Below are 24,114 nucleotides of genomic sequence, written 5' to 3' on the forward strand. Positions count from 1 at the left end.
ACCACGCCGGGTCACTTGGCTCGGCGTCGGGCGCCCCTGCGGGTCTGCGAGGGCCGCCGAGGAACGTCACCGACGGCGAGGGCCGCCTGGCGCTGCTTGGCACCGTACTCCGCGAGAGCGGACGCCAGTGCCGAAGCCGACGGATTGTCGGCCATGATGTCGACCCGCAGCCCGAACTCCTCCGCGGTCTTGGCGGTCTGCGGCCCGATGACCGCGATCACCGTGACGTTGTGCGGCTTGCCGGCGATGCCGACGAGGTTGCGCACGGTGCTGGACGAGGTGAACAGCACCGCGTCGAAGCCGCCGCCCTTGATCGCCTCACGGATCGGCGCGGGCGGCGGGGCGGCCCGGACGGTGCGGTAGGCGGTGACGTCGTCGCACTCCCAGCCCAGCTCGGTCAGCCCCGCGATGAGCGTCTCGGTCGCGATGTCGGCGCGCGGCAGCAGGACCCGGTTGATCGGGTCGAGCATCGAGTCGTACGGCGGCCACTCGGCCAGCAGGCCCTCCGAGGAGTGCTCGCCGACCGGCACGAGGTCGGGCTTGACGCCGAACTCCACCAGCGCCTTGGTCGTCGCGTCCCCGACGGCCGCGACCTTCAGCCCGGCGAACGCCCGCGCGTCCAGGCCGTACTCCTCGAACTTCTCCCTGATCGCCTTGACGGCGTTGGCGGAGGTGAAGGCCACCCACTCGTAGCGGCCGGTCACCAGGCCCTTGATGGCGCGGTCCATCTGCTGGGGGGTGCGCGGCGGCTCCACGGAGATCGTCGGCACCTCCTCGGGCACCGCGCCGTACGACCGGAGCTGCTCCGACAGTCCGGCGGCCTGCTCCTTGGTGCGGGGCACCAGGACCCGCCACCCGAACAGCGGCTTGTTCTCGAACCACGACAGCCGGTCGCGGGTGCCGACCGCCTCGCCGACGACGATCAGCGCGGGCTCGGCGAAACCGGCGTGCTTGAGGTCGGCGGCGAGCCTGCCGAGCGAGGAGACCACGGTGTACTGCTCGGTCGTCGTGCCGCTCTGGGTCACGGCGACCGGGGTGGTGTCGGGCTTGCCGGCGGCCACGAGGGCCTTGCCGATCGCGACCGCGTCGGCGATGCCGTTGTAGATCACCACCGTGCCCGTGGAGCCCGCGTGGATCGACCAGTCGTCCACCTGGGTGGCGTCCACGATGCGGAACTCCGGCACCGACACGGCGGGCGCGATGCCCGCGTAGGTGAGCACCGCCGTCGCCGGCGGCACGCCGGGCACGATCTCGAAGTCGACCTCGGCCTTGGAGCAGGCCGCCACCTCCTCGGTCACCGAGGAGAACAGGCCCGGATCGCCCGCGCACAGGCGGACGACGCGGCACCCCGCCTTGGCCTCCTGCACGGCCTTCAGCGACACCGCGCCGGTGTCGCCCTCGACGTCGACGACCTTGACGTCGGCGGAGCAGTGGCGCAGCAGGCCGCCGTAGAGCTCCCTGTCCAGGACGACAACGTCGGCCCGTGACAGCAGGTCGGCGCCGCGCAGGGTGAGGAGGTTCTCGTCACCCGGCCCCGCTCCCACGAACGCCACGAACCCCGTGCGGGCCTGCGGGCCGCCGCCCTCGCCGGTCACGTCCCTCGTCCCCTTCGTGGTCGTCGCCGAAGCCGCGCCGGTCCCGGCGGGCTTCACGGCCTCGCCGCTCCCGGCAGCCTTGGTCCCGGCCGCCTTGGTCTCAACCGCCTTGGGCGCGGCCGTCTTGCCCGTCTCGGCGGTCTTGCTGGTCTGGCTTCCGGAGCTCAATGGGTCCGCTCCCCCATCAACGTGCCGGCTCCCTCGGCGATCATGGCGGTCGCGAGGTCGCGACCGAGCTCCATGGCTGCCCAGGGTTCACCGGCGGTGGACTTGCGCACCGACCGCGTGCCATCGATGGCGACCACGGTGGCGGTCAGGTTGAGAATGTGCCCGTCATCGGCCGCGTACGCACCTACGGGCGCGCTGCAACCGGCCTCGAGGGTGGCCAGCACGGCGCGCTCCGCGGTCACCGCCGCGCGGGTGCGCGGGTCGTCCAGGACGGCGAGCAGATCGATCAGGGCGGTGTCACCGGCGCGGCACTCCACGGCGAGGGCCCCCTGGCCCGGCGCGGGAAGCATCTCGGTGACATCGAAGAGCTGGGAGATCTCGGCGTCGCGGCCGAGGCGCCCGAGCCCGGCGGCGGCCAGCACCACGGCGCGCAACTCGCCGGAGGCCACCTTGCCGATGCGGGTGTCGGCGTTGCCGCGGATCGGGACGTAGGAAAGGTCGGGCCGCAGGGCGCGGAGCTGTGCCACGCGGCGCGGGGAGCCGGTGCCCACCAGGGCGCCAGAGGGCAGGTCGGCGAGCTTCAGGGATCCGACGAGCGCGTCCCTCGGGTCGTCCCTGGGCGGGATCGCCGCGATGACGACGCGCGGATCGGGCGCGGTCGGCAGGTCCTTCAGCGAGTGGACCGCGAAGTCGATCTCGCCCTCGATGAGCTTGTCGCGAAGGGCGCTGACGAAGACTCCGGTGCCGCCGAGCTGCGCGAGGTGGGTCTTGGTGACGTCCCCGAAGGTCGTCACCCCGACGAGCTCCACCGGGCGCCCGGTCAGCCCGGTCAGCCTGTCGGCGACCTGCCGCGACTGGGTCGTCGCCATCAGGCTGCGGCGCGTGCCCAGCCGGAGGACGCTCCGCCCCGCGTCGAGCACCAGGCCCTCGCTCATGCCTCCTCCTCGCCGGCGCGACCGGTCACATCGGTCTCCACCTCGGCCACGTCGGCTCTCGTCACTGCCTCGGGCACCTTCGGGTTCAGGTCGAACAGCTCGCGCAGCGCCTCAGCATAATGATCGCCCGCCGGAGACGCCGCCAACCGCTTGACACGCACGGTCGGCTCGTGGAGCAGCTTGTCCACGACCCGGCGCACGGTCTGCGCGATCTCGCCGCGAACCCGTCCGTCGATCTCGGGCACCCGGGTGACCAGACGCCCCAGTTCGGCCTCGACGACGTCGGCCGCCATGGCCCGCAGGGCCACCACGGTCGGCGTGACCTTGGCCGCGCGCTCCGCCCGGAGGTATTCGCACACCTCGGCCGCCACGATGGACCGGACCGCGGCGATGCCCTCCGCGACGCCCTCGCGGCCGTCCTCCCCCTGGTCGCCCAGCCCGGCCTCCTGCATGGACTCCAGGTCGACCAGCGTGACGCCGGGAAGGGTGCGGACGCCGGGATCGACGTCGTGCGGGAGCGCCAGGTCGAGCAGGAACAGCGGCTTCTCGCGTCGTACGGCTCGCGCCACCATTTCGGTGTCGATGACCACGCTACCTGCTCCGGTGCATGAAATGACCAGGTCAGCGGCGGCGAGCTCGTGTTCGACGTCCGCCAGCTCGACCGCCCGCCCGCCGACGCTCTGCGCCAGCCGGGCGGCGCGCTCGAAGGTGCGGTTGGCGACCACGATGTCGGTCACGCCCGCACGGCTGAGCGTCGCGGTGGACAGGCCGCTCATCGACCCGGCGCCGACCACGAGCGCCCGCTTGCCCTGGATCGGGCCGAGGAGCCGCTCGGCCAGGCCGAGCCCCACCCCGACCAGGGAGGCTCCCGCCCGGTCGATGCCGGTCTCGGTGTGGGCGCGCTTGCCGACGCGCAGCGCCTGCTGGGCCAGCTCGTTGAGTATCGTCCCCGCCGTGCCCTGCTCCTGGGCGAGCCGCAGCGACTGGCGGACCTGGCCGAGGATCTGGCCCTCGCCCACGACCATGGAGTCGAGGCCGCAGGCCACCGTGAACAGGTGCTCGACCACCCTGTCCTCGTAGTGGACGTAGAGATGGCCGGTGAGCCGATCCTGGGAGACACCGGAGTGCGCGCTCAGCAGCTCGGTCACCGCGGTGACACCACCGTGGAACCGGTCGACCTCGGCGTACACCTCGACCCGGTTGCACGTGGAGACGATCATCACCTCGGAGACGTGCGCGTCCCTGGCGATGTCGTGCAGCAGCTTGACCAGGGCGTCTCCGGTCACCGCCACGCGTTCGAGCAGCGCCACCGGCGCCGTCCTGTGGCTGAGACCTACCGCGAGAAGGCTCATGCGTCCATCGCCTCGGCCCAGTCCTCGGCCATTATGGGACTCCCTGTTTCACGATCCGCTTTGCGCTGCTCATGGAACGCAAGGATTTGCAGTTCGGTCGAGAGGTCGACCTTGCGGACATCGACTCCGTCAGGCACCGTCAGCACCACGGGGGCGAAGTTCAAGATACTGGTGATCCCGGCGGCGATGACCCGGTCGGCCACCTGCTGGGCCGCCGCCGCGGGCGTCGCGATCACGACGATCGAGACCCCCCGCTTGTCGATCACGCTTTCCAGCTCGTCGATGTGGTCGACGGCCATCCCGACGAGCTGCTCGCCGACCACGGCCGAGTCGGCGTCGAACAGCGCCGCCACCCGGAACCCCCGGGAGACGAACCCGCCGTAGTTCGCGAGCGCCCGGCCGAGGTTGCCCACCCCGACGATGGCGACCGCCCAGTCTTGGGTGAGGCCCAGCTCCCGGGAGATCTGGTAGATCAGGTACTCCACGTCGTAGCCGACGCCGCGGGTCCCGTACGAGCCGAGGTGCGACAGGTCCTTGCGCAGCTTCGCCGAGTTGACCCCCGCCGCGACGGCCAGGTCCTCGGAGCTGACGGTGGCGGTGCCCCGCTCCGCGAGCCCGTTCAGCGCACGCAGGTAGAGCGGCAGCCGCGCGACCGTCGCATCGGGGATGCCACGTTCACGCGCTTGGGACATGCGGCGAATCACTTGGCCGGGGCTCCAGGGTACGGGCGGCCGGTGCGCCCCGGCCGCGCTCGCGGTTGCGACGGTTGTCGAGGAGAGGGCGCAGGCATCCAGGTTAGTACCTTTGTGAAGCTATGCACAAAGTGCGGCCGCGCACTCTCGGGTCCCCACCTTCCCAGGTAGGGGTGGCGGTCCCGGATCCGACCCTGTCCGACTGTGACCCATCACACTCGCGCAGGGCCCGCGAGCCGGGCGCACGGCTTCACGGGACAGGCCGTCAGGCTGGGCGCATGCCCGCCCAGGACTGGCCGTTAGGCTAGGCGAATGGCTCCGCGAGACCACACGATCACCTTGCTCGGCAAGCCCGGCTGCCACCTCTGCGACGACGCACGGGCCGTCATCCGGCGGGTGGCCGCGGAGCTCGGCGTCTCCTGGGAGGAGCGCGACATCACCGCCTCCCGGGAGGACCAGGACGCCTACTGGGAGATGATCCCCGTCACGCTGATCGACGGCGTCCAGCACGACTTCTGGCGCGTCGACGAGACCCGCCTGCGCGCCGCGCTCTCCGCCTAGCAGGTCCTCCCACCAGCGTCAGACGTGGAACGCGGTCGGCAACGGAACCACCTTGGCCGCGTTGACGTTCAGCTCTATGACGTTCGCCGCGAGCACGTGCGCCACCCGCTCGCGGGCGAAGCGCTCCATGTGCGCCTGGCGCTGGTGCTCGCTGAACGCCACCTCGTCCCGGTACAGCTCGTAGACGATGCGCTGGAGCGGCGCCGACTTGACCGCGTGGCAGATGAAGACCAACGTGTCGGGCTCGCTCCGCCGTACGGCCTCGACGGTCTCCTCGGCCAGGCGGTCGAACGCCTCGCCCGCCCCGTCCATGAGCGTGAAGACGGTGAGCAGGCCGTAGATGCTGGGCGAGGGTCTCGCCGAGCCCGCCCCCAGCGGCGCCTCCGCACGGCGTCCCCCGGCCACCTGCGTGTCCGGGCGGCCGAAGGGCTGCTTGATCTCGTTGCCCGGGAACATCACGCCGGTCGCCGGCATGGAGAAGTCCTGCGGGCCCGGCGCACGATGGGAGCCGTTCTGCCCGGCTGCGAGGTTCGGGTCGAGCGGCCCGGGCCGCCCGTGCTGGCCGCTGTCCCCGGGCAGCCCCGGCATCGGGCCCTGCGCGTGCTGGCCACGGCCGGGCTGCTGGTCGTACGGGCCCGGCACACCCGGCATGTTGGAGCCGTACTGCCCGGCGAGGCCGGGCGCACCCTGTCCAGGCGGCCCGCCGGGCACACCCTGCCCGGGCAGCCCGCCGGGGCCGTCCGGTCCGAAGACCTCGCCGGTCATCGGGCCGCCGAAGGCGTTGAACCCGCCGGACGGCTGCATGCGGGCGGCGTAGTCGACCTCTCCCTGGTCGGTCGCCCGGTACTCCGCCACGAGGTCGCCGAGCCCGGAGCGGCGCGGCGGCGGCATCGCCGGGGTGGCCGGCAGAGGGCCGGCCTCGAAGGCGGCCTCGGGCTCGGGAGCCCGGCGGCGCGGTGGCGGGCTCTCGTCGTCCCAGTCGTCCTCGGCGCCGTCCCGCTCCTCGTCGTACGGCGCGAGCGGGCGGGCGACGGCGTACCAGATGGCGCCGACCATGAGGATGATCACGAGCGCCGCGAACACGCCGGGGATGGCGAAACGCACGGCGCCGACCAGGGCGAGCCCTGTGGGCGCCAGCACCACGCCGGCGTGCATGTTGTCGGCGTCGAGGTCATCGCCGCCGCGCCAGCGCAGCACCGCCAGGATCAGGCAGCCGATGAGGATCAGGTAGGTGAGGGCGTGGGCGGCGTTCAGCAGGGCCGTCGGGATGATCGTCCAGTGGGTGTCCCCGAGCGGCAGGGCGTAGCCGAACTTCTCGGAGGCGCTGACCGGGTCCAGGATCAGGATCACCGTGGTGATCAGCGTGAAGGCGATGCCGAGAAGCCAGGCGGCGAACTTCCCCGCCGCCTTCTCGGCCAGCATCTGGATCATGCCGATGGCAAGCCAGAAGGGCGCCAGGAACGCTCCGGTGATCTGGTAGACCCTGAAGGTCACGGGCCCGAACTTCATCAGATGCCCGATGGCGACGGCACCGAGGGCCAGGCAGAGGGCCGCGGTGGTGACGGTCCAGGAGATGAGCCAGCCGCTCCGCTCATCCCTCAGGCGTCCGACCAGGATGCCGGTGGTGATGGCGGCGAACAGCGCACCGGCGAAGGCGGTGACGGCAACGACGACTTCCATGATGGCCCAACTCTGCCGGACATTACCTCCAAACCGGTAGCCGATGCCCGAAGTGCCGCATGGCTCCTGTTACGGGTGGATGTTACTGGGGCAAAGTAGATTGTGTAATTTCCCGATGATTTCTAGAGTGTTCGAGCACGCACGCGCCCTTCCCTTTGCTCCCCAGGGATACCGGATGTCGAACTCATATTCGGTCGCCGGGCTTTCCCCTCCAGGATCGGCCGACATAGTGAACCCCACTCGCGCCGCCGCTGAGCAGCGAGAGCGCCCCATCCCGGACATCGACGAACTCCGGAGGGTGGTCCTCCGCGCCAAGACCGGCGACGCGGACGCCTTCGCCGCGCTCTACGACCGGTATGTCGATCTCGTCTACCGCTACGTGTACTTCCGGGTCGGCAGCCACGCGCTCGCGGAGGATCTCACCAGTGAAACGTTCCTACGAGCCCTGCGGCGTATCGCCGACTTCACCTGGCAGGGCAGGGACTTCGGCGCATGGCTGGTGACGATCGCGAGGAACCTCGTGGCCGACCACTACAAGTCCGGCCGCTACCGCATGGAGGTGTCCACCGCGGAGGTGCTGGACACGCCCCTGGACGGGCTGCACATCCCCGAGAACGCCGTCGTGGCCACCATGGTCAGCGAGCGCGTCCTGCGGGCCGTGAGCGACCTCAACCCCGAGCAGCAGGAGTGCGTGGTGCTGCGCTTCCTGCACGGGATGTCCCTCGCCGAGACGGCGCTGATCATGGGAAAGAAGAGCAACGCGATCAAGGCCCTGCAGTTCCGCGCGGTGCGCGCGCTCGCCAGGGCACTTCCGGATGATCTCGGTTGATCTAGTGTGACCTCGTGACGCTCCAGGGGCGCCGGGCGGCCGTAACCTGTTGGCTCCCCGCATCGTTGGGCAAGTAGCACCTATGGATCATCGTAGTGGGCGCGGCAGGGAGCTTTCATGGGCATGTGGGTGCCTACGCGGTGGCTGCTCAGGCGTTGGGATTCCGTCACGCGACGGCACCCCCAACCCCATTTCGTCGCCCGGCTGCACGAGATCGGAGCCGAGCCCGCCCATGGCCCCCGCCCCGACTTCCGCACCCGGCTCCGCGAGGAACTCCTGGCCGCCCACGCGACGGCCGCCGCCGACCCCGGCCCCGAGACGGGACGGCACCGGCGGCACTCCCCCTTTCTGGTGCGGATGCGCCCGGGCGCGCTCATCGTCGCCATGGCCGGCCTGATGGTGTTCTCCGGGGTGCAGACCTACGCCTCGGTGCCCGGCGACCACCTCTACCCGATCAAGCGCGCGGCCGAGGCCACCATGCTGAGCCTGAGCACCGACGACGTCGAACGCGCCCAGCGGGAGCTGACCGCCGCCCACTCCCGCGCCACCGAGGCCGCCGCGCTGCTCGGCTACCCCGACTCCCGCCGCGAGCGGCTCATCGGGCCCACCCTGGACGAGATGACCTCCACCACCCGGTCGGCCCTGTCCGAGCTCGGTCACGTGAAGCGCCAGGGCACGCACACGCCGGCGCTCAAGCGCTTCACCAAGGAGCAGCGCGACGTGGTGGAGCCGATGATCCCCCAACTCGGCGGCGACGACCGCATGAAGGCCAGCGCCTACCTCGACATGATCGACGACCTCACTCCCTGACCGCGCCGACCCCTAGACGTGCGGCGGACGTCACGCCACGCTAACGCCACGTACACCGACTCCACCCCCTCCTCGCCGTTAAGCTGAGGTGCTATGAGGCGGTTACTGCGACGGCATACCGAGGCGGAGATGGCCGGCGAGGTCGCGGCCGCGGCAGCGGTGGCCGCGCCGGTCGCCACCCCCGACCCCACCGCGGCGGCCTTCTTCGACGTCGACAACACGATGATGCGCGGCGCCTCCATCTACCACTTCGCCCGCGGCCTCGCCTCCCGGGGCCTGTTCACCACCAAGGACCTGGTGAAGTTCGCGCTCGGCCAGGCGCTGTTCCGCGTGCGCGGCAACGAGAACCCCGAGCACATCGCCCAGGCGAAGGAGACCGCGCTCGCGTTCGTCGTCGGGCTTAAGGTCGACGACGTCGTGCGGCTCGGCGAGGAGATCTACGACGAGGTGATGGCCGACCGCATCTGGGCCGGCACCCGCGCCCTCGCCCAGAACCACCTGGACGCCGGCCAGCGCGTGTGGCTGGTGACCGCCACTCCCGTCGAACTGTCCCGCGTGATCGCCCAGCGTCTCGGCCTGACCGGCGCGCTCGGCACGGTCGCAGAGACCGAGAACGGCGTCTACACCGGCCGGCTGGTGGGCGACCTGCTGCACGGCCCGGCCAAGTCCGAGGCGGTGAAGGCGCTGGCGCGGCGTGAGGGCCTGGACCTGTCGCGCTGCACCGCCTACAGCGACTCGGCCAACGACCTCCCCCTCCTCCAGCTCGTCGGCCACGCCTGCGCCATCAACCCCGACAGCGACCTGCTGGAGTTCGCCAGGAAGCACGACTGGGCGGTCAGGGACTTCCGCACCGGCCGCAAGGCCACCATGATCGGCCTCCCCATCGCCGCCGGCGCCGGCGCCGTCGCGGGCGGCGTCGCCGCCGCCATCGCCCTCAGAAAGCACTACCGCTCCGCCTGACCCGCGGACCATGATGGAGATCGGCCCCCTGCACCCCGCGGACCGTGATGTCCGGGAGGTGCTGGCGCGTGGCTACAAGACGTTCTACCGGACCAAAGCGAGGCCCTTATCGCGGAGCGAGCCTGTGGTCGCCCTAGAAGAAGGGCGGGAAGGCGTGGCCGCGTTGGAGGCGTAGGCGGTTGAGCTGTTGCTGGATGAGCTCGCGAACCTGGTCGGTGAGGTTGAAGACCAGCATCGGGTCGTCGGCCTCCTCCGGGTCGTACTCGTCCGTGCGCACCGGCTCGCCGAACTGGATCATCCACTTGGACGGCAGCGGGAGCAGGCCGAGCGGCCCGAGCCAGGGAAACAGCGGCGTGATCGGGATGTAGGGCAGGCCGAGCAGGCGGGCGAGCAAGCGCAGGTCGCCGATCTTGGGATAGATCTCCTCCGCCCCAACGATCGAGCACGGGATGATCGGCACCTGGGCGCGGATGGCCGAGGCCACGAAGCCGCCGCGGCCGAAGCGCTGGAGCTTGTAGCGCTCGGAGAAGGGCTTGCCGACGCCCTTGAAGCCCTCGGGGAACACACCGACGAGCTCGCCCTTGCGCATGAGCCGGTCGGCGTCCTCCGGGCAGGCCAGCGTGTGGCCGGACTTGCGGGACAGGTGGCCGAGCACGGGAAGCTGGTAGACGAGGTCGGCGCCGAGCAGCCGGAGCGGGCGGTGCGCGGGGTGCTCGTCGTGCAACGCCACCTGGAGCATCAGCGCGTCGACCGGAACGGTGCCGGAGTGGTTGGCGACCACGAGCGCCCCCGCCTCGGCGGGCACGTTGTCCAGACCGAGGGTCTCGACGCGGAACCAGTGGCGGTAGAGCGGGCGGATCAGCTCCAGGAGCACCTTGTCGTTGAGCTCCGGGTCGAAACCGAACTCGTCGACCTCGTACTCCCCGGCGAAGCGACGGCGCAGGAAGCCCAGGAAGTCCGCCACGCGGTCCTCGACCCCGCCCCGCCCGTCCCCGGCGGTACGGCTCCGCGCGGCCGTGATGGGGATGACCTGGGCGGACCCGGGCTCCTCGTCACGATAGTCATGCGGCATGTCTGTCTTCTTCACCGTCGCACACCCCCACCGAGCACTGTCGACAGCCAGTCGATCACAGCGAGTGGCATACCGCCAAACATGCCACGCGAGTGGAGGAAATCATCGAACGCCGACGCGGTGGTGAACTTGGGCCGCCAGTCCAGCTCGGCGGCGAGCCGGTCGGGCTCGACGGCGCGCCCATAGCTCATCAGGCCGAGCTGCTCGGGGGAGTAGTCGACCTGTCCGGCGCTGCGGGCGAGGTCGCCGAGGGCGCGGAAGGCGGGGGAGGGCACGGGGAGCGTCGGCCGGCCGCTCCTTCGCACGCACTGCGACAGGAGCATGATGCCGTCGCCCGTGACGTTGTAGGTGCCGGGGTGGTCCTCAAGGGCCATGCGCCGGAGCACCTCGACCCCGTCGTCCTCGTGGACGAACTGAAGCCGGGGGTCGAAGCCGAGCACGGTCGGGACGACCGGCAGGGCGAAATAGCGGGTCAGCGGCGAGTCGACGCCGGGACCCATGAAGTTCGCGAAGCGCAGCGTCGAGACGGTCACGTCGGGCCGCCGCCGGGCGAAGCCGCGGACGTAGGACTCGACCTCGCTGGCGTCCTTGGCGTACCCGGAGTGCTGGACCTCGACCGGCTCGGCGTCCTCGGTGAAGACCGCCGGATCGTGCGGCGAGGAGCCGTAGACGGCCGTGGTGGAGCGGACCACCACCCTGCGCACCGTGGCCGACCGCTGGCACGCGGCCAGCAGTTGCATGGTGCCGATGACGTTGTGTTCCTTCATCGACGACCTGCCCGCGCCCTTGGAGGGGGCGCTCACCAGGCTCATGTGCACGACGGTGTCGATGTCGGCGGCCGCGATGACGCGCGCGATGTCCGGGCTGCGCAGATCAACCCGGACGAACTCGGTGCGGCCCAGTGCGACGCCGCCGCCGCCTCGCGCGAGCGAGGACGGCGGCACGGTGTCCACTCCGATGACCCGGTCGATGTCCGGGTCCGTTGCGAGAACGCTCGCCACCCGAGCACCGACGTGCCGGGAGACCCCGGTGACGAGCACAGTGTGGGTCATCGGCGCCTCGCAGAATCACGTGTTGTGGTCGCGCTTGCTCAGGTGCTCACCGGGCTGATGAACACTCGCACCCGGCCCGCCGCTCTGCGTTGTCGGTCCGCGCTACTACTTCTTGTTACGCCGCTGGATGCGGGTCTTCTTGAGAAGCTTGCGGTGCTTCTTCTTTGCCATGCGCTTACGACGCTTCTTGATCACAGAGCCCACGGGACCCCCAGGTGAAGGTAGGTTTGTCAACATCGATGTGTGCGAACCGGCGAGTCTCGCGCCGCCCGTTGCCTGGGCGCGCCGTTGCCACGGCACACCTGGACCTCGAACCGGCGCCTCGCCAAGGCGCACACCGAGCCAACAGCCTACCGGCGATTCGCGGTCGATCGCTCCCTGGGGGCAACCCGCGTGGCCCGCGAGGGTCACGACCGGCGACTCCAGGGCCTCCGCCACCCGGCACGGCGGCGTCGCCGAGGGGTCACGACCGGCGACGACGCGGACGGCCGGCCGCCCACCCCGTCCCGGTCAGGTCGCGTTCCCGCGAACCGTTCGCATCCCCGCGCACCATGAGCTCATCATCAGCGAGTCCAGCGAACGACCGGTGATGTCGCTACTGATCCATTCAACCCGCTTCGATGAACGCATCCCTCAAGTAGTCGTGCACCGCTTGCTCAGGCACCCTGAAGGATCGCCCGACCCGGATGGCCGGTAACTCACCAGAGTGGACCAGCCGGTACACCGTCATCTTGGACACCCGCATGACGGTGGCGACCTCTGCCACCGTCAGGAACTTCACCTCGCTGAGAGGTCTTTCGCCTGCACCCATCGGACGCCTCTTCCGCACGTGTTTCCGGGTTATCCCCACTGGTGCCATTGCTCACGCACGTGTACTGCTGTCAGCGTAGAACGCGTCTCCGATCGCGCAAACCCCCTATTCCATCAGTCAGCGGAGACCCCTGCCACCAGAACGAAGAAAAACGCTGGCCAGCAGCCAGGCCGAGCCCTGCTCTCGATCTTCTACTCGGTCCAACCGTGTCCCATTAGAGTCGCTTGGGATCATAAAAAAGTTGGCAAACGGTCGACGTCCCACGGCGAATGCGCACGCGAAACGCCCATTAGGGACGGACCGGATCAGGTGCCGACCGCCTCACAGGCCACTCTCGACTCTCGAGATCAGGTAAGAGGTCAACGGATTGTAATGACGGGGCAGCACATTGTCATCCAGGGGGACGGTCACGGCGATCTTGCCCTCCGCCTCCCCCACGAACAGCCCGGGGTCGTTGCTGTCGGCGAACCCGACCGTCTCGACCCCGGCCTCGCCGGCCGCCCCCGCCCACCCGTGGTCGGCGATCACCAGGTCCGGTCTCTCCGGTCCGAGCCGGGCGAGCGCGTACTGCATCGGGGCGGGGTCGTGGGTGTGGACGAGCGCGCCTCCGTCGGCGAGCAGCCCCACGTTGTCGAAGTACATGATGCGGCGCTTGCGGCCCAGCCCGCCGCTGGAGATCATCGTCCCCTCCGCCGGGGTGAGCAGCGTCGCGCCGTGCCTGGCGGCGAACCGTGCCAGCGCCAGGTGGATGGTCAGGATCCCGGTGGGGTGGCCGGTGGCGAACATGATCCGCGGATCGGGCCTCTTGAGCGCGGCGGCGACCCGCTCCGCCAACGCCTCGACGGCGCCGATGGTCCGCTCGGGGTCGATCGTGTCCTGTCCCGCCCGGTGCTCGGGGTCGTCGATGACCCCTGCGGACTTGGCCATGAGCGCCAGCACGTCGCGGTAGGTCCAGTCGTTCTCGAAGCTCAGGCCGAACATGTAGTACGGGTCGCCGAGGGCGAGCGAACGGTAGTGGTCGAGGTTGTTCTCCCGGCTGGTGGCGATTTCTCCAGCGATCTTCGTATCCACCAGGTGCTTTTTCAGCTCGCTCCTCGAGGGAACGCTCGCGGTCTCCATGATTCTCTCCGTGCGCTCAACGGCTGGCCCGGCGTTCACGGCACCACGCCGGCGGCTCCACCAGGCAGGACCACGGCGCTGGATCACCCCGTGGAACGGTGGATCACCACACGCGTCGCCATGAGCGCTCGATCGACAGGTCCCACAGGATCGTAACCTTCCCATAAATCACGAAATTCCAGACTCCTATGGGGCGTGCTGGAGGACAAGGCCTCTCCGACCAGTCTGCGACCCCGCCCGCCGCCGTGACCAGGCGGGGAGCTTGCGGGCCGGCGTGATCAGGGCAGCGGGTCGAGGCCGTGGAAGGGGAAGACCGCCTTGCGCGTCGCCATGATGGCGCGGTCGATCGCGTCCCCGGGGTCGTAACCGCCGGAGAAGTCCCGGTACTCAGGGCTGCGGCCGTCGGTCATGTGCAGCGGCGGGACCTCCCCCGTCCGCAGCGTGACGATCTCGCGCCAGCTCTCCGGCGTCAGCGTGCCCGGGTCGACCGGCGCCCCGGCGGCCTCGGCGATCAGATGGGTCCACGCGCGCGGGACCACCTGGACCAGCTCGTAGCCACCGCCGCCCGTCGCCACCCACCTGCCGCCCGCCGTCTCGTGCGCGAGCGCGTGCAGCGCCGCGTACGCCTGGCGCTGGCCGTCCAGGCTCAGCATGAGATTGGCCAGCGGGTCCAGGGCGTGGCTGTCGCAGCCCTGCTGGCTGACCAGCACCTCGGGCTGGAACTCCCGCAGCAGCGGCGGGACCACCGCGTGGAAGGCTCGCAGCCAGCCGCTGTCCCCGCAGCCCGCGGGGAGCGCGACGTTGACGGCCGTCCCCTCCACCCCGGTCTCGCCGGGGAAGCCGGTGCCAGGGAACAGCGTGCGCGGGCTCTCGTGCAGGCTGATCGTGAGGACCCGCGGATCGTCGTAGAAGATCGCCTGGACGCCGTCGCCGTGGTGGACGTCGACGTCGACGTAGGCCACGCGCTGCGCGCCCTGCGCGAGCATCCACGCGATGCCGACCGCCGGGTCGTTGTACACGCAGAAGCCGCTGGCCACGCCGGGCATGGCGTGGTGCAGCCCGCCGGCGATGTTCAGGGCGTGCTCGGCCTCTCCCGTCCACACCGCCCGCGCGGCGGCGAGCGAGGCTCCGGCGATCAGCGCGGAGGCCTCGTGCACGCCGGCGAAGGCGGGATTGTCCTGCGTGCCGAGGCCGCACGACAGGTCGGGAAGCCCGTTGGCCGAGACGCGCTTCACCGCCTCGATGTAGTCGCGCTTGTGCACCAGGGCCAGCTCGTCGTCGGTCGCCGGGGCACAGCCCACCAGCTCCACCTTGTCGAGCACTCCGAGCTCACGGGCCAGGGCCATCGTCAGCTCGACGCGCACAGGCGCCATGGGGTGGCCCGGACCGAAGTCGTAGGAGATCAGCTTGTCGTCCCAGACGACCTGCACGGACCGGCTCACGCCGTCACCAGCTCACCGCGCTAGACATGAAACGACGGTACCGCACCCGTCCGGGCCCCGGCCTGTGCGGTCCCGGTCACTCGGCGCGCAGAGCGATCACCGGGTCCAGCCTGGCCGCCCTGCGGGCCGGCGCCACGCCGAAGAAGACCCCGACACCGGCGGAGACGCCGAAGGCCAGGGCGATCGACCACCAGGTGATCGCCGCCGGCACCGGCGAGACCGCCTGGATCAGCAAGGACCCGCCCACGCCGATCAGGATGCCGATCACACCGCCGATCGTGGTGAGCAGCACGGCCTCGATGAGGAACTGCCCTAGCACGTCGCGCTGCCGGGCGCCGAGAGCCTTGCGCAGCCCGATCTCGCGGGTTCGCTCCCGCACGCTGACCAGCATGATGTTCGAGACCCCGACGCCGCCCACGAGCAGCGAGATGCCGGCGATGGCGGCCAGCACCCCGGTGAGCATGCCGAGCACGCTCCCGATCGTCCCGAGGAGCTGGGTCTGCGTCACGGCGCTGAACCGCTCACCGGGGTAACGCTCGCTCAAACCCTGGACGACCCGCAGGCGCAGCGGCTCGATCTCGTCCGGCCCCGACGCCCCGACCGCGATGCCGTTGATCCGCGGCAGGCCGATCAGTCGCTGGGCCGTCGTGACCGGGACGTGGACCTCCTGGTCCCGCGCCACGCCGAACGTCGCGCCCACCGGCTCGTACAGCCCGATCACGCGGAAGCGCACCCCCGAGATCGTGACCTGCCGGCCGATCGGGTCGACGTCCCCGAACAGCTTGGCCCCGACCTCCGAGCCGAGGACCGCGACCCGCCGCCGCGTGTCCACGTCGGTCCCGCTGAGATACCGGCCACGGCGCAGCGGCCGTTCGAAGATGTTCGGCAGGTTCTCGTCGGTCCCGGTGACGGTCGCGAACACCTCGGTACGGCCCACCCGTACGGACTCGCCGGAGTTGACCGCGACGGTGACCTTGGCGGGGTCGCCGACCACGCGGCGGACGAACGCGACGTCCGTGAGGTCGAGGCGGCTCTGCGTGGGCGCGGCGCCGAGCCCCACCTGGCCGGGGACCACGAGGATGATGTTGCTCCCCAGCCCGGCGATCTCCTTCTCGACCGCCTCCTTGGCACCGGTCCCGATCGCCACCAGGATCACCACGGCCGACACCCCGATGACGACGCCGAACATCGTCAGCGCGCTGCGCAGCCGGTTGACCCGCAGCGCCTCCAGGGCCATCCGCAGCGCCTCGGCGGTCCTCACGGCCCGCTCCGCTCGTCGAGCTCGACCAGGCCGTCCCGGACGTGGATCCGCCGCCGGGCCAGGTCGGCGACCTCCCGCTCGTGGGTGACCAGGACCACCGCCACCCCGCGCACCGCGTTGAGCTCGGCCAGGATGCCCATCACCTCCTGGCCGTTGCGGGAGTCGAGGTTGCCGGTCGGCTCGTCCGCCAGCACCACCTTGGGGTCGCCCACCAGCGCCCGCGCGATCGCCACCCGCTGCTGCTCGCCGCCGGACATCTGGGACGGCCGGTGGTCCAGCCGGTGGGCCAGCCCCACGGCCGAAAGCGCCCGCCTGGCACGCTCCCTGCGCTCGGACCTGCCGACGCCCCGGTACACCAGCGGCAGCGCCACGTTCTCCAGGGCCGACGTGCGGCCGAGCAGGTGGAACGACTGGAACACGAACCCGACCGCCTGGTTGCGCAGCTCGGCGAGCCCGGCGTCGTCGAGGGTGGCCACGTCGGTCCCGTTGACCCGCAGCGTGCCGGAGGTCGGCCGGTCCAGGCAGCCCAGAAGGTGCATGAGCGTCGACTTCCCCGACCCGGACGGCCCGAGGATCGCCACGAACTCGCCCTGGTCGATGCGCAGGCTCACGCCGCGCAACGCGTCCACCGACACGCCCTCCAGCCGGTACGAGCGGGTGAGATCGACGGCCTCGAACGCCGCAACGCGCGCGCCCGCGGTCTCACCCACCGACCCGGAAGCCTCTGTCTCGCTCGCCTGCGCCCCGTCCGCGGTCCGATGTGCCTCCGGTCCGCCCGCCGTCCCGGGAGTCTCGGTCCCGCCCGCCGTCCGATGTGCCTCCGGTCCGCCCGCCGTGTCGCGGGCTTCCGGCCCGTCCGTGGTCATCACGTGAGCTTCTGGCCCGGCCGTACGGTGTCGGCGCCCTTGACGACGACCCGCTCGCCGGGTGACAGGCCACGGGCCACCTCCACCGCGGCGTCGCCCTGGGCGCCCAGCTTGACCACTCTGCGCTCCGCCGTGCCGTCGCCGCGGACCACCCACACCACGGTCTCCCTGCCGCTGGTCACGATGCTCGCCGCCGGCACCGCCACCGCGTCCGGCGACTCCCGCACGGTCAGCCGGACGACCGCGCTCATGCCGGGTTTCGGGACGGGCGCCTCGCCTCCGTCGTCGTACGCGCCCTCGCCCAGCGTCAGCCGTACGGGATAGCTGACCCCGCCGGTGGTGCCCTCCTTGGGGGTCACGCCGACACCGGCGACCTTGGCCCGGTAGGTAGCCCCCGTGACCGCGTCCAGCTCGACCTCGGCCCTGATACCGCGGGCGACCAGCAGCACGTCGGTCTCGTCCACGTCGGCGGACAGCGTCAGCTCCGACACGTCGGTCACGGTCACGATGGCGTCGCCGGCCGCGACCGGCACGCCGGTGGCGACCGTGCCTCCGGAGGTGCCGGTCGCCGCACCGCCACCGGAGGACCCCGCGGCCGCCCCGGCCTGCCCGCCGAGGCCGGCGGGCAGCTGGCCGAGCAGGGACCCCAGATCCGGGGCTCCGCCACCGGACGGGCCGCCCAGCGTGACGACCCCGTCGAAGGGAGCCTTGATCACCAGGCCCTTGACGGTCGTACTCGCGACCTTCACCGCGGCCTTCGCCTGGGTCTTCGAGGCGGCCTGCAGGGAGGACATGGACGCCGCCAGCCCGCCGAGGCCCGCCCCGATCTGTCCGCTGACCTGGGAGAGCGTCTGGTTGACCGACCGGGTCAGGTTCTGGGTGATCTGGTCCAGCGCCGCACGCTGGGCGCGGTGCTGGGTCTCGGCGGCGTCGATCGCGGCGAGGAGCTGCGCTCTCACCCGCGCGTCCTTGATCTTCCTGGCGGCGGCGCGCGCCTTGGCGAAGCCGCGGGCCACCTTCCGGTCCAGGGACGAGGTGAGGTTCAGCCCGGCGAGCCGGATGCTGGGCGCGGGGACCCCGCCGCCGAGCCGGACGGGCTTCGCGGCCTGCCGCTCGGCCTTGCGTGCCTGCTCGAGCTGGTCCTGCGCCTGCGGGGAGCTGATCCGGGCGAGGATCTCTCCCTTGTCCACCGTCTCGCCGTCGTGGACGTACAACTTGGCGACCGTGCCGGCCGCCGGGGAACGGAGCGTGGCCGTGGCCCGCGCGCCGACCGTGGCGGGGGCTTCGACCACCTCGCTGACCGGGGCGCGTCTGACCTCGCCGATCTGCACCTTGGGCGTCTCGTCGGAGGAGCAGGCCGAGACGAGCACGGTGAGACCGATGAGAAGCGGGGGGATACCGCGACGAATCGTCACCCGGCCCATCGTAGGAGGATCACCTTCATCCCCGCTGGACTCCCGCCCCTGGATCAGGAAATAACCGGATCCGTGGCAGAGGTGGCAGGGGTGGCGGAGGCCCGGCCGAGGCGGCGGATCGCGGGCACCGACAGCAGGACGGCGCAACCGGCGACCGCCACCACCGACGAGACCGCGAGCACCTCACGCGCGCCGAGCAACGAGGCGACGGGCCCGCCCAGGGCCTGCCCGATCGGCATGGCCATGATCGAACCGGCGACCTCGTAGGCGTGCACGCGGTTCAGCACCTCCGGCGCCACCTGGGTCTGCACGCTGGTCATCCACATGACGCCCCAGAACGCCGACCCCATGCCGGCCAGGAGATGGCACGCCGCCATCACCGGCAGCGGGAGACCGAGCGTGATCGACAGCGGTTGCAGCGCGAACAGGAACATCGCCGTGGCGCCGGCGGCCAGCGGCCGGGACGGCTCGATCCTCATGGCGATGACGCCGCCGAGGATGGTCCCCGCCCCGTAGGCCGAGGTGACGAACCCGTACCCCGTGGCGTGGTAGGCGTCGTTGATCAGGGTGGCGCCCAGTGGTAGCACGGGTCCGAAGACCACGATCCCCATCGCCGCCCAGATCACGATCACGCCCCACATCCAGGTGCGCGAGCTGAACTCCTGCCACCCCTCCTTGAGGTTGGCCCATATGGACCCTTCGCCGGCCGCGCGGGGGATGTCCTTCAGCCGCAGGAGCGCGAGGCACAGCGCGCTCACGCCGAAGCCCGCGGCGTCGATCAGGAACACCACGCCGACGTCGGCGAACGCCACCAGCATCCCCGCGATCGAGGGCCCGACCAGGAGCATGAGCGACTCGGAGGTGCGCTGGGTGGCGACGGCCCGCTGCACGTCCCTGGCGATGCGAGGGATGAGGCTGGCCAGCCCGGGCTGGAACATCGCCGCGGCGGTGCCGTTGACGGCCGAGATGGCCATGAGCTGCCACAGGGCGGGCGTGCCCGCGAGGAACAGCACCGCCGTGACCGACTGCGACACCAGGCGCACCAGGTCGGCGCCGACCATCATGCGGCGCGGCGTGAACCGGTCGGCGAAGACACCGCCGAACAGCACCAGGGCGGCCATCGGCACCGTCGAGGACGCGAGGGTGAAGCCGACGCCGCTGGCCCCGTACCCGGCCTGCAGGACGCCCAGCGACATCGCGACCGGCACCATGGCCGTGCCCAGCATCGACACCGAGCGGGCCGTGAAGAACAGCCGGAAGTCCCGTGTCCAGACCCCGGGCTCCGCCGACTGCTCTGTCGTCTCCGCAGCCGCCGTCACCATGCCCCCATGCCCGCCGCCCCCTCCACCGGCCACGACTGACTCTAATAGAAAACCTTCCTTACCTTTACTCCCACCCCGCCCCACCCGCGGATCCGAGATGACGGCCACCCGCGGTCGTATTGGTGGAATGTCCGAACTATGGTGTTCGCCGTACGAGATGACTACTCGCGTCGGAGGCAGATCTCCTTGTCGGCAGGACCCGCGGATCCGCGATGGGCGCAGCTCAAGAAGCAGTTCGAGTCGATGGACGGCGACGGTGACGGTTACATCACCGACGCCGAGTTCAGCGAGCACTTCCCCGGCCTCCCCGCCGAGGCGCTCGCGGCGCTGGACCGGGAGGCCGACGCCGACGGCGACGGCCGGCTCTCCTTCGAGGAGTTCATCCGCCTAACCGCCACGGACGACTGACCCTGCGCCGCTCCCCTGACCGCCACGGACGACCGGCCTGGTGCCCGTCGCGGCCCGTGAGGGGTCAGCCGGAGGCGAGCTGGCTGCTCCGGTCGCGGGCGGCCTCGATGGCGGCGAGGAAGGCGGCCCGGACGCTGTGACGCTCCAGCTCGGCGATCGCGGAGATCGTCGTGCCACCGGGTGAGGTGACGGCCTCGCGAAGGATGACGGGGTGCTCGCCGGAGTCTCGCAGCATGATCGCCGCTCCGACGATCGACTGGGTGACCATGTCCAGCGCCGCCGCGCGGGGCATGCCCAGCAGGATGCCCGCGTCGACCATCGCCTCGACCAGGTAGAAGAAGTAGGCCGGGCCGCTGCCGGAGAGCGCGGTCGCGGCGTCCTGCTGGGACTCGGGGATGCGCAGCACCTTGCCGACCGGCGACAGCAGGTCTTCGGTGTGCCTGAGATGCACCTCGGAGGCGTGGGCGCCGGCCGAGATGACGCTCATCGCCTCGTCGACCACCACCGGGGTGTTGGACATGACCCGCACGACCGGCACCTCGTCACCCAGCCTGGCCTCGACGAAGGACGTCGTGATGCCGGCCGCCACCGAGATCACCAGCTTGCCCGCTGGGACGTGGGGGGCGATCTCGGTGAGGAGGGCCGCCATGTCCTGCGGTTTGACCGCCAGGATCAGGGTCTCCGCGGTCTTGGCCGCCTCGCTGTTGCTCACGACCCGCACGCCGTGGCGTTCGCGCAGCGCCCGTGCCCGCTCCTCGCGCCGCGCGGTCACCACGATCTCGTCCGGCTTGATGCCGGCACGCAGCAGCCCGGACAGCAGGGCCTCGCCCATCTTGCCGGTTCCGAGAATCGCGAACATCAGAAGGCACCTCGCGTAGGAGTCGGGGAACCATCGCAGCCTACCGACTCCCCGCTGGTCCAAGCCGTCCCCCTTCTCGCCAAGGATCTTGAGTGATCACCACAGGTCGAGTCGGGTCGTGTGCCGAAACGGGGCTAGCGGCTTAGGAGGGAGCGGGTGAGGAGGGCGAGGGCCGATGGGCGGGCGGCCAGGTCGCGGGTCAGGTGGGCGTACCAGTCGGGTCCGTAGGGGACGCGTACCCGGACCCGGGCGCCGAGGCCCGCGAGGCGGACCTGCTCGGAGGGCCGCACGCCGTAGGACATCTCGTACTCGAACCCGCCGCGCTCGCGCTCGTCGAGCACGGCGAGCGCCGAGGCGACCTCGACCAGCCGCCGGTCGTGGGTGGCGACCACGGGGTACCCCTGGCCGGCCATGAGCGCCTTGAGGCAGCGGACGAACGAGCGGTCGACGGCGCCGGAGTCGCGGTAGGCAGCCGGGTCGGGGGCCATGCCCGCGTGGCCGCGTCGTAGCCGTACGCGGCCCGAGGCCAGGGCGCGGCAGTGGTCCTCGGCGCGGCGCAGGCAGGACAGCACGGTGACGCCGGTGGCGGGGTGCTGTTCCAGCAGGGCCGCGTGCACGCGGAGGGCGGCCTCGGCGGTCGCCGCGTCCTCCGCCTCGACGGTCACCGTGGCGCCCACGTCCCCGGCGGCCTGGCAGATCCGCGCGGCGTTCTCCTGCGCGAGCTTCTCGCCGAGGCGGAGCCCGAGGGAGGTGAGCCGCAGCGAGAAGTCCGTGCCTTTGGCGATGCCGCGCCGGGCGAGGCCGTCGAGCAGCGTGAGGGACTCCTTCACCGTACGGGCGGCCTGATCGGCGTTCCGCGGCTCCTCGCCCAGATGGTCGAGCGTCACCAGCAGGCCGTCGGCGACCAGACCGCTCGCCACCGAGGCGGCGTCCTCCGGGCTCTCTCCCGCGACATAGCGGCTCGTCAACGCGCGGGTCACCCCGGCGTTCCTGATGACGCTCTCCAAGCGGTCACTGCTCGAAGCAGCGAGCAGAACCTGACGCAACACCATCGGCAACCCTTCCCGGCACGACGACTGGACGGCTAGTGGGGAGAGACCTCCCCAGCCTACGGCGCTTCAGGCGTCGATCACTGGAAGCCATTCATGTTGCGGTTTGACAACCAAGTGAATACAGGTGTCGTCTTATGACCTCTTTATACGCATGATCTACCCGAAGGTGCCATAAGTCGGTTCCAACGACGGAGCCGCCGGCGTCGAAGGGGTACATGTGAAGAAGATCCTGATAGCGCTGGCCACAGCCGGCCTGGGTCTGAGCGGAGCGCTGGTCGCGTCACCCGCGTCGGCCGGCACTCAGCAGGCCCCCGGCCACACGCCTCCCGCTCCTCAGTGGGCGCAGTGCGCGGATCTGCCCGCCGGCATCGAGTGCGCGTCGGTCGCGGTCCCGCTCGACTACTCGCGCCCGTGGGGCAAGACGATCAAGATCGCCGTATCGCGCAAGAAGGCGACCGACACGGCCAACTACCAGGGCGCGATCCTGTTCAACCCCGGCGGTCCCGGCGGCAGCGGTCTCGCATACCCGGCGGTGATGCAGAACCGTCTCGGCGCGACCCTGGCCGCGCAGTACGACCTCATCGGCTTCGACCCGCGCGGCGTCGGCTCCAGCGAGCCCGCGCTCAGCTGCGACCCGCACTTCTTCGACCCGGTGCGCCCGGACTACCTGCCGTCCACCTGGGCCGAGGAGTCGGCCTGGCTGAAGAAGATGCAGGGCTACTCCAAGGCCTGTGACGCCGCCCACGGCGAGCTGCTGAAGAACATGACCACGGTGGACGCCGCCAAGGACATGGACCAGATCCGCAAGGCCCTCGGCCAGCAGCAGATCAGCTACGTCGGCTACTCCTACGGCACCTACCTGGGCGCCACGTACGCCACCCTGTTCCCCTCCAAGGTGCGCCGCCTGGTCCTGGACAGCATCGTCAACCCCGAGCGTGTCTGGTACGACGCCAACATCGACCAGAACCACGCGTTCGAGGTCCGCGCCAAGGACTTCTTCGCCTGGATCGCGCAGTACGACGCCACCTACCACCTCGGCACCGCCGGCGCCGACGTGGAGAAGGCGTACTACGCGACCCGCGCCAAGCTCAAGGCCACGCCGGCCGAGGGCAGGGTCGGCCCGGACGAGCTGGACGACACCTACCTGGCGGGCGGCTACCTCAAGAGCCGCTGGCCGCTCCTGGCCAACGCCCTGTCGAAGTACGTGGCGGGCAACACCGCTCCCCTGGTGGCCGCGTACGGCACCTACGGCGACAGCAGCGGCAACGACAACGGCTTCGCCGTCTACTCCGCCGTGGAGTGCAGCGACGCCCTCTGGCCGCGCGACTGGGCGACCTGGCACCGCGACTGGTGGCAGTCCTACCGCACCGCTCCGTTCCTGACCTGGGGCAACGCCTGGTACAACGCGCAGTGCCAGTCCTGGCCGGTCCGCGGGCACAACCCCCCGCGCATCGACGGCAAGGCGATCAAGAACGCCCTGTTCTTCCAGGACACCAAGGACGCGGCCACTCCGTACCCGGGTGGCGTCGAGATGCACAAGCGCTTCCCGTCCTCCCGCCTGGTGGTCATGGACGGCGGCGGCAACCACGGCCTCACCGGCCGGGGCAACGCCTGCATCGACGACATCTGGAAGGCGTACCTGACCGACGGCTCGCTGCCCGCGAGCCTGCCGGGTCCGGACGTCCACTGCGCGCCGTTCCCCGACCCGGTGCCGCCGGCGGCGACCCTGCGCTCCGCGCCCACCTCCGACGACGACTGGGTGCCCGGCGAGCGCTGAGCCACCGGGCCGTTTAGAGCCCCCCAACGGAAGAGCCCCTGACCATCCAGGCCGGGGGCTCTTTCGCGTGCGGGGA

23 protein-coding genes are annotated in these 24,114 nt (G+C 71.0%); 6 read left to right on the forward strand and 17 right to left on the reverse strand.

The annotated features are described in order from the left end of the window. Positions 1-11: 11 nt before the first annotated feature. From MYF83_RS21195 to MYF83_RS21210, 4 genes are all read right to left on the reverse strand, one after another. Complete coding sequence (locus MYF83_RS21195; protein ID WP_248962435.1) at positions 12-1,595, reverse strand: bifunctional uroporphyrinogen-III C-methyltransferase/uroporphyrinogen-III synthase; 1,584 nt, start codon at positions 1,593-1,595, stop codon at positions 12-14. Positions 1,596-1,759: 164 nt separating this feature from the next. Beyond that, positions 1,760-2,698: a hydroxymethylbilane synthase gene (gene hemC, locus MYF83_RS21200; RefSeq protein ID WP_248962253.1), complete on the reverse strand. Its 939-nt coding sequence runs from the start codon at positions 2,696-2,698 to the stop codon at positions 1,760-1,762. After that, positions 2,695-4,050, reverse strand: coding sequence for a glutamyl-tRNA reductase (locus MYF83_RS21205; protein ID WP_248962254.1), 1,356 nt, complete (start codon positions 4,048-4,050; stop codon positions 2,695-2,697). The genes hemC and MYF83_RS21205 overlap by 4 nt, the downstream gene beginning before the upstream one ends. After that, positions 4,047-4,742 carry a redox-sensing transcriptional repressor Rex gene (locus MYF83_RS21210; protein WP_248962255.1) on the reverse strand — a complete coding sequence of 232 codons (696 nt, stop codon included), beginning with the start codon at positions 4,740-4,742 and terminating at the stop codon, positions 4,047-4,049. Before MYF83_RS21210 ends, MYF83_RS21205 begins: the two co-directional genes overlap by 4 nt. 312 nt (positions 4,743-5,054) lie before the next feature. Between MYF83_RS21210 and MYF83_RS21215 the strand changes: the two genes are divergently transcribed. Next, on the forward strand, positions 5,055-5,303 hold the full coding sequence (locus MYF83_RS21215; RefSeq protein WP_248962256.1) for a glutaredoxin family protein: 249 nt from the start codon (positions 5,055-5,057) through the stop codon (positions 5,301-5,303). A gap of 18 nt (positions 5,304-5,321) precedes the next feature. Here the strand turns inward: MYF83_RS21215 and MYF83_RS21220 are convergent, their stop codons facing one another. Continuing rightward, positions 5,322-6,983 carry an antibiotic biosynthesis monooxygenase gene (locus MYF83_RS21220; RefSeq protein ID WP_248962257.1) on the reverse strand — a complete coding sequence of 554 codons (1,662 nt, stop codon included), beginning with the start codon at positions 6,981-6,983 and terminating at the stop codon, positions 5,322-5,324. A gap of 175 nt (positions 6,984-7,158) precedes the next feature. Here MYF83_RS21220 and MYF83_RS21225 point away from each other — a divergent pair, with 175 nt between their 5' ends. The 3 genes from MYF83_RS21225 to MYF83_RS21235 all read left to right on the forward strand — a co-directional run bounded on the left by MYF83_RS21225 (position 7,159) and on the right by MYF83_RS21235 (position 9,582). After that, positions 7,159-7,812: a sigma-70 family RNA polymerase sigma factor gene (locus MYF83_RS21225; RefSeq protein ID WP_248962258.1), complete on the forward strand. Its 654-nt coding sequence runs from the start codon at positions 7,159-7,161 to the stop codon at positions 7,810-7,812. A gap of 117 nt (positions 7,813-7,929) precedes the next feature. Further along, the gene (locus MYF83_RS21230; protein ID WP_248962259.1) at positions 7,930-8,622 is read left to right on the forward strand and encodes a DUF5667 domain-containing protein; all 693 of its coding nucleotides are present in this window, start codon (positions 7,930-7,932) and stop codon (positions 8,620-8,622) included. Between the two features lie 93 nt (positions 8,623-8,715). Then, complete coding sequence (locus MYF83_RS21235; RefSeq protein WP_248962260.1) at positions 8,716-9,582, forward strand: HAD family hydrolase; 867 nt, start codon at positions 8,716-8,718, stop codon at positions 9,580-9,582. Between the two features lie 133 nt (positions 9,583-9,715). Here the strand turns inward: MYF83_RS21235 and MYF83_RS21240 are convergent, their stop codons facing one another. The 10 genes from MYF83_RS21240 to MYF83_RS21285 all read right to left on the reverse strand — a co-directional run bounded on the left by MYF83_RS21240 (position 9,716) and on the right by MYF83_RS21285 (position 19,942). Next, positions 9,716-10,654, reverse strand: a complete 939-nt coding sequence (locus MYF83_RS21240; RefSeq protein WP_248962261.1) for a lysophospholipid acyltransferase family protein — start codon at positions 10,652-10,654, stop codon at positions 9,716-9,718. Between the two features lie 11 nt (positions 10,655-10,665). Next, entirely contained in the window at positions 10,666-11,706 is a 1,041-nt protein-coding gene (locus tag MYF83_RS21245; RefSeq protein ID WP_248962262.1) for an NAD-dependent epimerase/dehydratase family protein, read from the reverse strand. A 105-nt stretch (positions 11,707-11,811) separates the two neighbouring features. Further along, positions 11,812-11,910, reverse strand: coding sequence for a 30S ribosomal protein bS22 (locus MYF83_RS21250; protein WP_018654693.1), 99 nt, complete (start codon positions 11,908-11,910; stop codon positions 11,812-11,814). Positions 11,911-12,313: 403 nt separating this feature from the next. After that, positions 12,314-12,517, reverse strand: a complete 204-nt coding sequence (locus MYF83_RS21255) for a helix-turn-helix domain-containing protein (protein ID WP_030456159.1) — start codon at positions 12,515-12,517, stop codon at positions 12,314-12,316. Between the two features lie 321 nt (positions 12,518-12,838). Beyond that, positions 12,839-13,636, reverse strand: coding sequence for a phosphatase (locus tag MYF83_RS21260; RefSeq protein ID WP_248962265.1), 798 nt, complete (start codon positions 13,634-13,636; stop codon positions 12,839-12,841). A 278-nt stretch (positions 13,637-13,914) separates the two neighbouring features. Then, positions 13,915-15,009, reverse strand: coding sequence for an acetoin utilization protein AcuC (locus tag MYF83_RS21265; protein WP_279339857.1), 1,095 nt, complete (start codon positions 15,007-15,009; stop codon positions 13,915-13,917). A gap of 145 nt (positions 15,010-15,154) precedes the next feature. Then, positions 15,155-16,339 carry an ABC transporter permease gene (locus MYF83_RS21270; protein WP_248962268.1) on the reverse strand — a complete coding sequence of 395 codons (1,185 nt, stop codon included), beginning with the start codon at positions 16,337-16,339 and terminating at the stop codon, positions 15,155-15,157. Then, a complete protein-coding gene (locus tag MYF83_RS21275) occupies positions 16,336-17,049 on the reverse strand; it encodes an ABC transporter ATP-binding protein (RefSeq protein WP_248962269.1) in 714 nt (237 codons plus the stop codon). Before MYF83_RS21275 ends, MYF83_RS21270 begins: the two co-directional genes overlap by 4 nt. Positions 17,050-17,204: 155 nt before the next feature. Next, entirely contained in the window at positions 17,205-18,620 is a 1,416-nt protein-coding gene (locus MYF83_RS21280; protein WP_248962274.1) for an efflux RND transporter periplasmic adaptor subunit, read from the reverse strand. A 53-nt stretch (positions 18,621-18,673) separates the two neighbouring features. Beyond that, positions 18,674-19,942, reverse strand: a complete 1,269-nt coding sequence (locus MYF83_RS21285) for an MFS transporter (protein WP_248962275.1) — start codon at positions 19,940-19,942, stop codon at positions 18,674-18,676. 186 nt (positions 19,943-20,128) lie between these two features. Here MYF83_RS21285 and MYF83_RS21290 point away from each other — a divergent pair, with 186 nt between their 5' ends. Beyond that, positions 20,129-20,350, forward strand: coding sequence for an EF-hand domain-containing protein (locus MYF83_RS21290; protein ID WP_248962277.1), 222 nt, complete (start codon positions 20,129-20,131; stop codon positions 20,348-20,350). A gap of 64 nt (positions 20,351-20,414) precedes the next feature. On the opposite strand, the gene proC is transcribed toward MYF83_RS21290, so the two are convergent. Beyond that, positions 20,415-21,209, reverse strand: coding sequence for a pyrroline-5-carboxylate reductase (proC, locus tag MYF83_RS21295; RefSeq protein WP_248962280.1), 795 nt, complete (start codon positions 21,207-21,209; stop codon positions 20,415-20,417). A 134-nt stretch (positions 21,210-21,343) separates the two neighbouring features. After that, complete coding sequence (locus tag MYF83_RS21300) at positions 21,344-22,216, reverse strand: proline dehydrogenase family protein (protein ID WP_248962281.1); 873 nt, start codon at positions 22,214-22,216, stop codon at positions 21,344-21,346. Positions 22,217-22,478: 262 nt separating this feature from the next. On the opposite strand from MYF83_RS21300, the gene MYF83_RS21305 reads away from it, so the two are divergent. Continuing rightward, positions 22,479-24,038: an alpha/beta hydrolase gene (locus tag MYF83_RS21305; protein ID WP_248962283.1), complete on the forward strand. Its 1,560-nt coding sequence runs from the start codon at positions 22,479-22,481 to the stop codon at positions 24,036-24,038. The last annotated feature ends 76 nt before the right edge of the window (positions 24,039-24,114 follow it).

The organism is Sphaerisporangium perillae (assembly GCF_023276435.1).
Lineage (GTDB): Bacteria > Actinomycetota > Actinomycetes > Streptosporangiales > Streptosporangiaceae > Sphaerisporangium > Sphaerisporangium perillae.

Excerpts from the sequence above, each read along its gene's own strand:
- hemC (WP_248962253.1), bottom strand. The coding sequence starts at position 2,698 with ATGAGCGAGGGCCTGGTGCTCGACGCGGGGCGGAGCGTCCTCCGGCTG.
- MYF83_RS21205 (WP_248962254.1), bottom strand. The coding sequence starts at position 4,050 with ATGAGCCTTCTCGCGGTAGGTCTCAGCCACAGGACGGCGCCGGTGGCG.
- MYF83_RS21210 (WP_248962255.1), bottom strand. The coding sequence starts at position 4,742 with ATGTCCCAAGCGCGTGAACGTGGCATCCCCGATGCGACGGTCGCGCGG.
- MYF83_RS21215 (WP_248962256.1), top strand. The coding sequence starts at position 5,055 with ATGGCTCCGCGAGACCACACGATCACCTTGCTCGGCAAGCCCGGCTGC.
- MYF83_RS21220 (WP_248962257.1), bottom strand. The coding sequence starts at position 6,983 with ATGGAAGTCGTCGTTGCCGTCACCGCCTTCGCCGGTGCGCTGTTCGCC.
- MYF83_RS21225 (WP_248962258.1), top strand. The coding sequence starts at position 7,159 with ATGTCGAACTCATATTCGGTCGCCGGGCTTTCCCCTCCAGGATCGGCC.
- MYF83_RS21230 (WP_248962259.1), top strand. The coding sequence starts at position 7,930 with ATGGGCATGTGGGTGCCTACGCGGTGGCTGCTCAGGCGTTGGGATTCC.
- MYF83_RS21235 (WP_248962260.1), top strand. The coding sequence starts at position 8,716 with ATGAGGCGGTTACTGCGACGGCATACCGAGGCGGAGATGGCCGGCGAG.
- MYF83_RS21240 (WP_248962261.1), bottom strand. The coding sequence starts at position 10,654 with ATGCCGCATGACTATCGTGACGAGGAGCCCGGGTCCGCCCAGGTCATC.
- MYF83_RS21245 (WP_248962262.1), bottom strand. The coding sequence starts at position 11,706 with ATGACCCACACTGTGCTCGTCACCGGGGTCTCCCGGCACGTCGGTGCT.
- MYF83_RS21255 (WP_030456159.1), bottom strand. The coding sequence starts at position 12,517 with ATGGGTGCAGGCGAAAGACCTCTCAGCGAGGTGAAGTTCCTGACGGTG.
- MYF83_RS21260 (WP_248962265.1), bottom strand. The coding sequence starts at position 13,636 with ATGGAGACCGCGAGCGTTCCCTCGAGGAGCGAGCTGAAAAAGCACCTG.
- MYF83_RS21265 (WP_279339857.1), bottom strand. The coding sequence starts at position 15,009 with ATGGCGCCTGTGCGCGTCGAGCTGACGATGGCCCTGGCCCGTGAGCTC.
- MYF83_RS21285 (WP_248962275.1), bottom strand. The coding sequence starts at position 19,942 with ATGGTGACGGCGGCTGCGGAGACGACAGAGCAGTCGGCGGAGCCCGGG.
- proC (WP_248962280.1), bottom strand. The coding sequence starts at position 21,209 with ATGTTCGCGATTCTCGGAACCGGCAAGATGGGCGAGGCCCTGCTGTCC.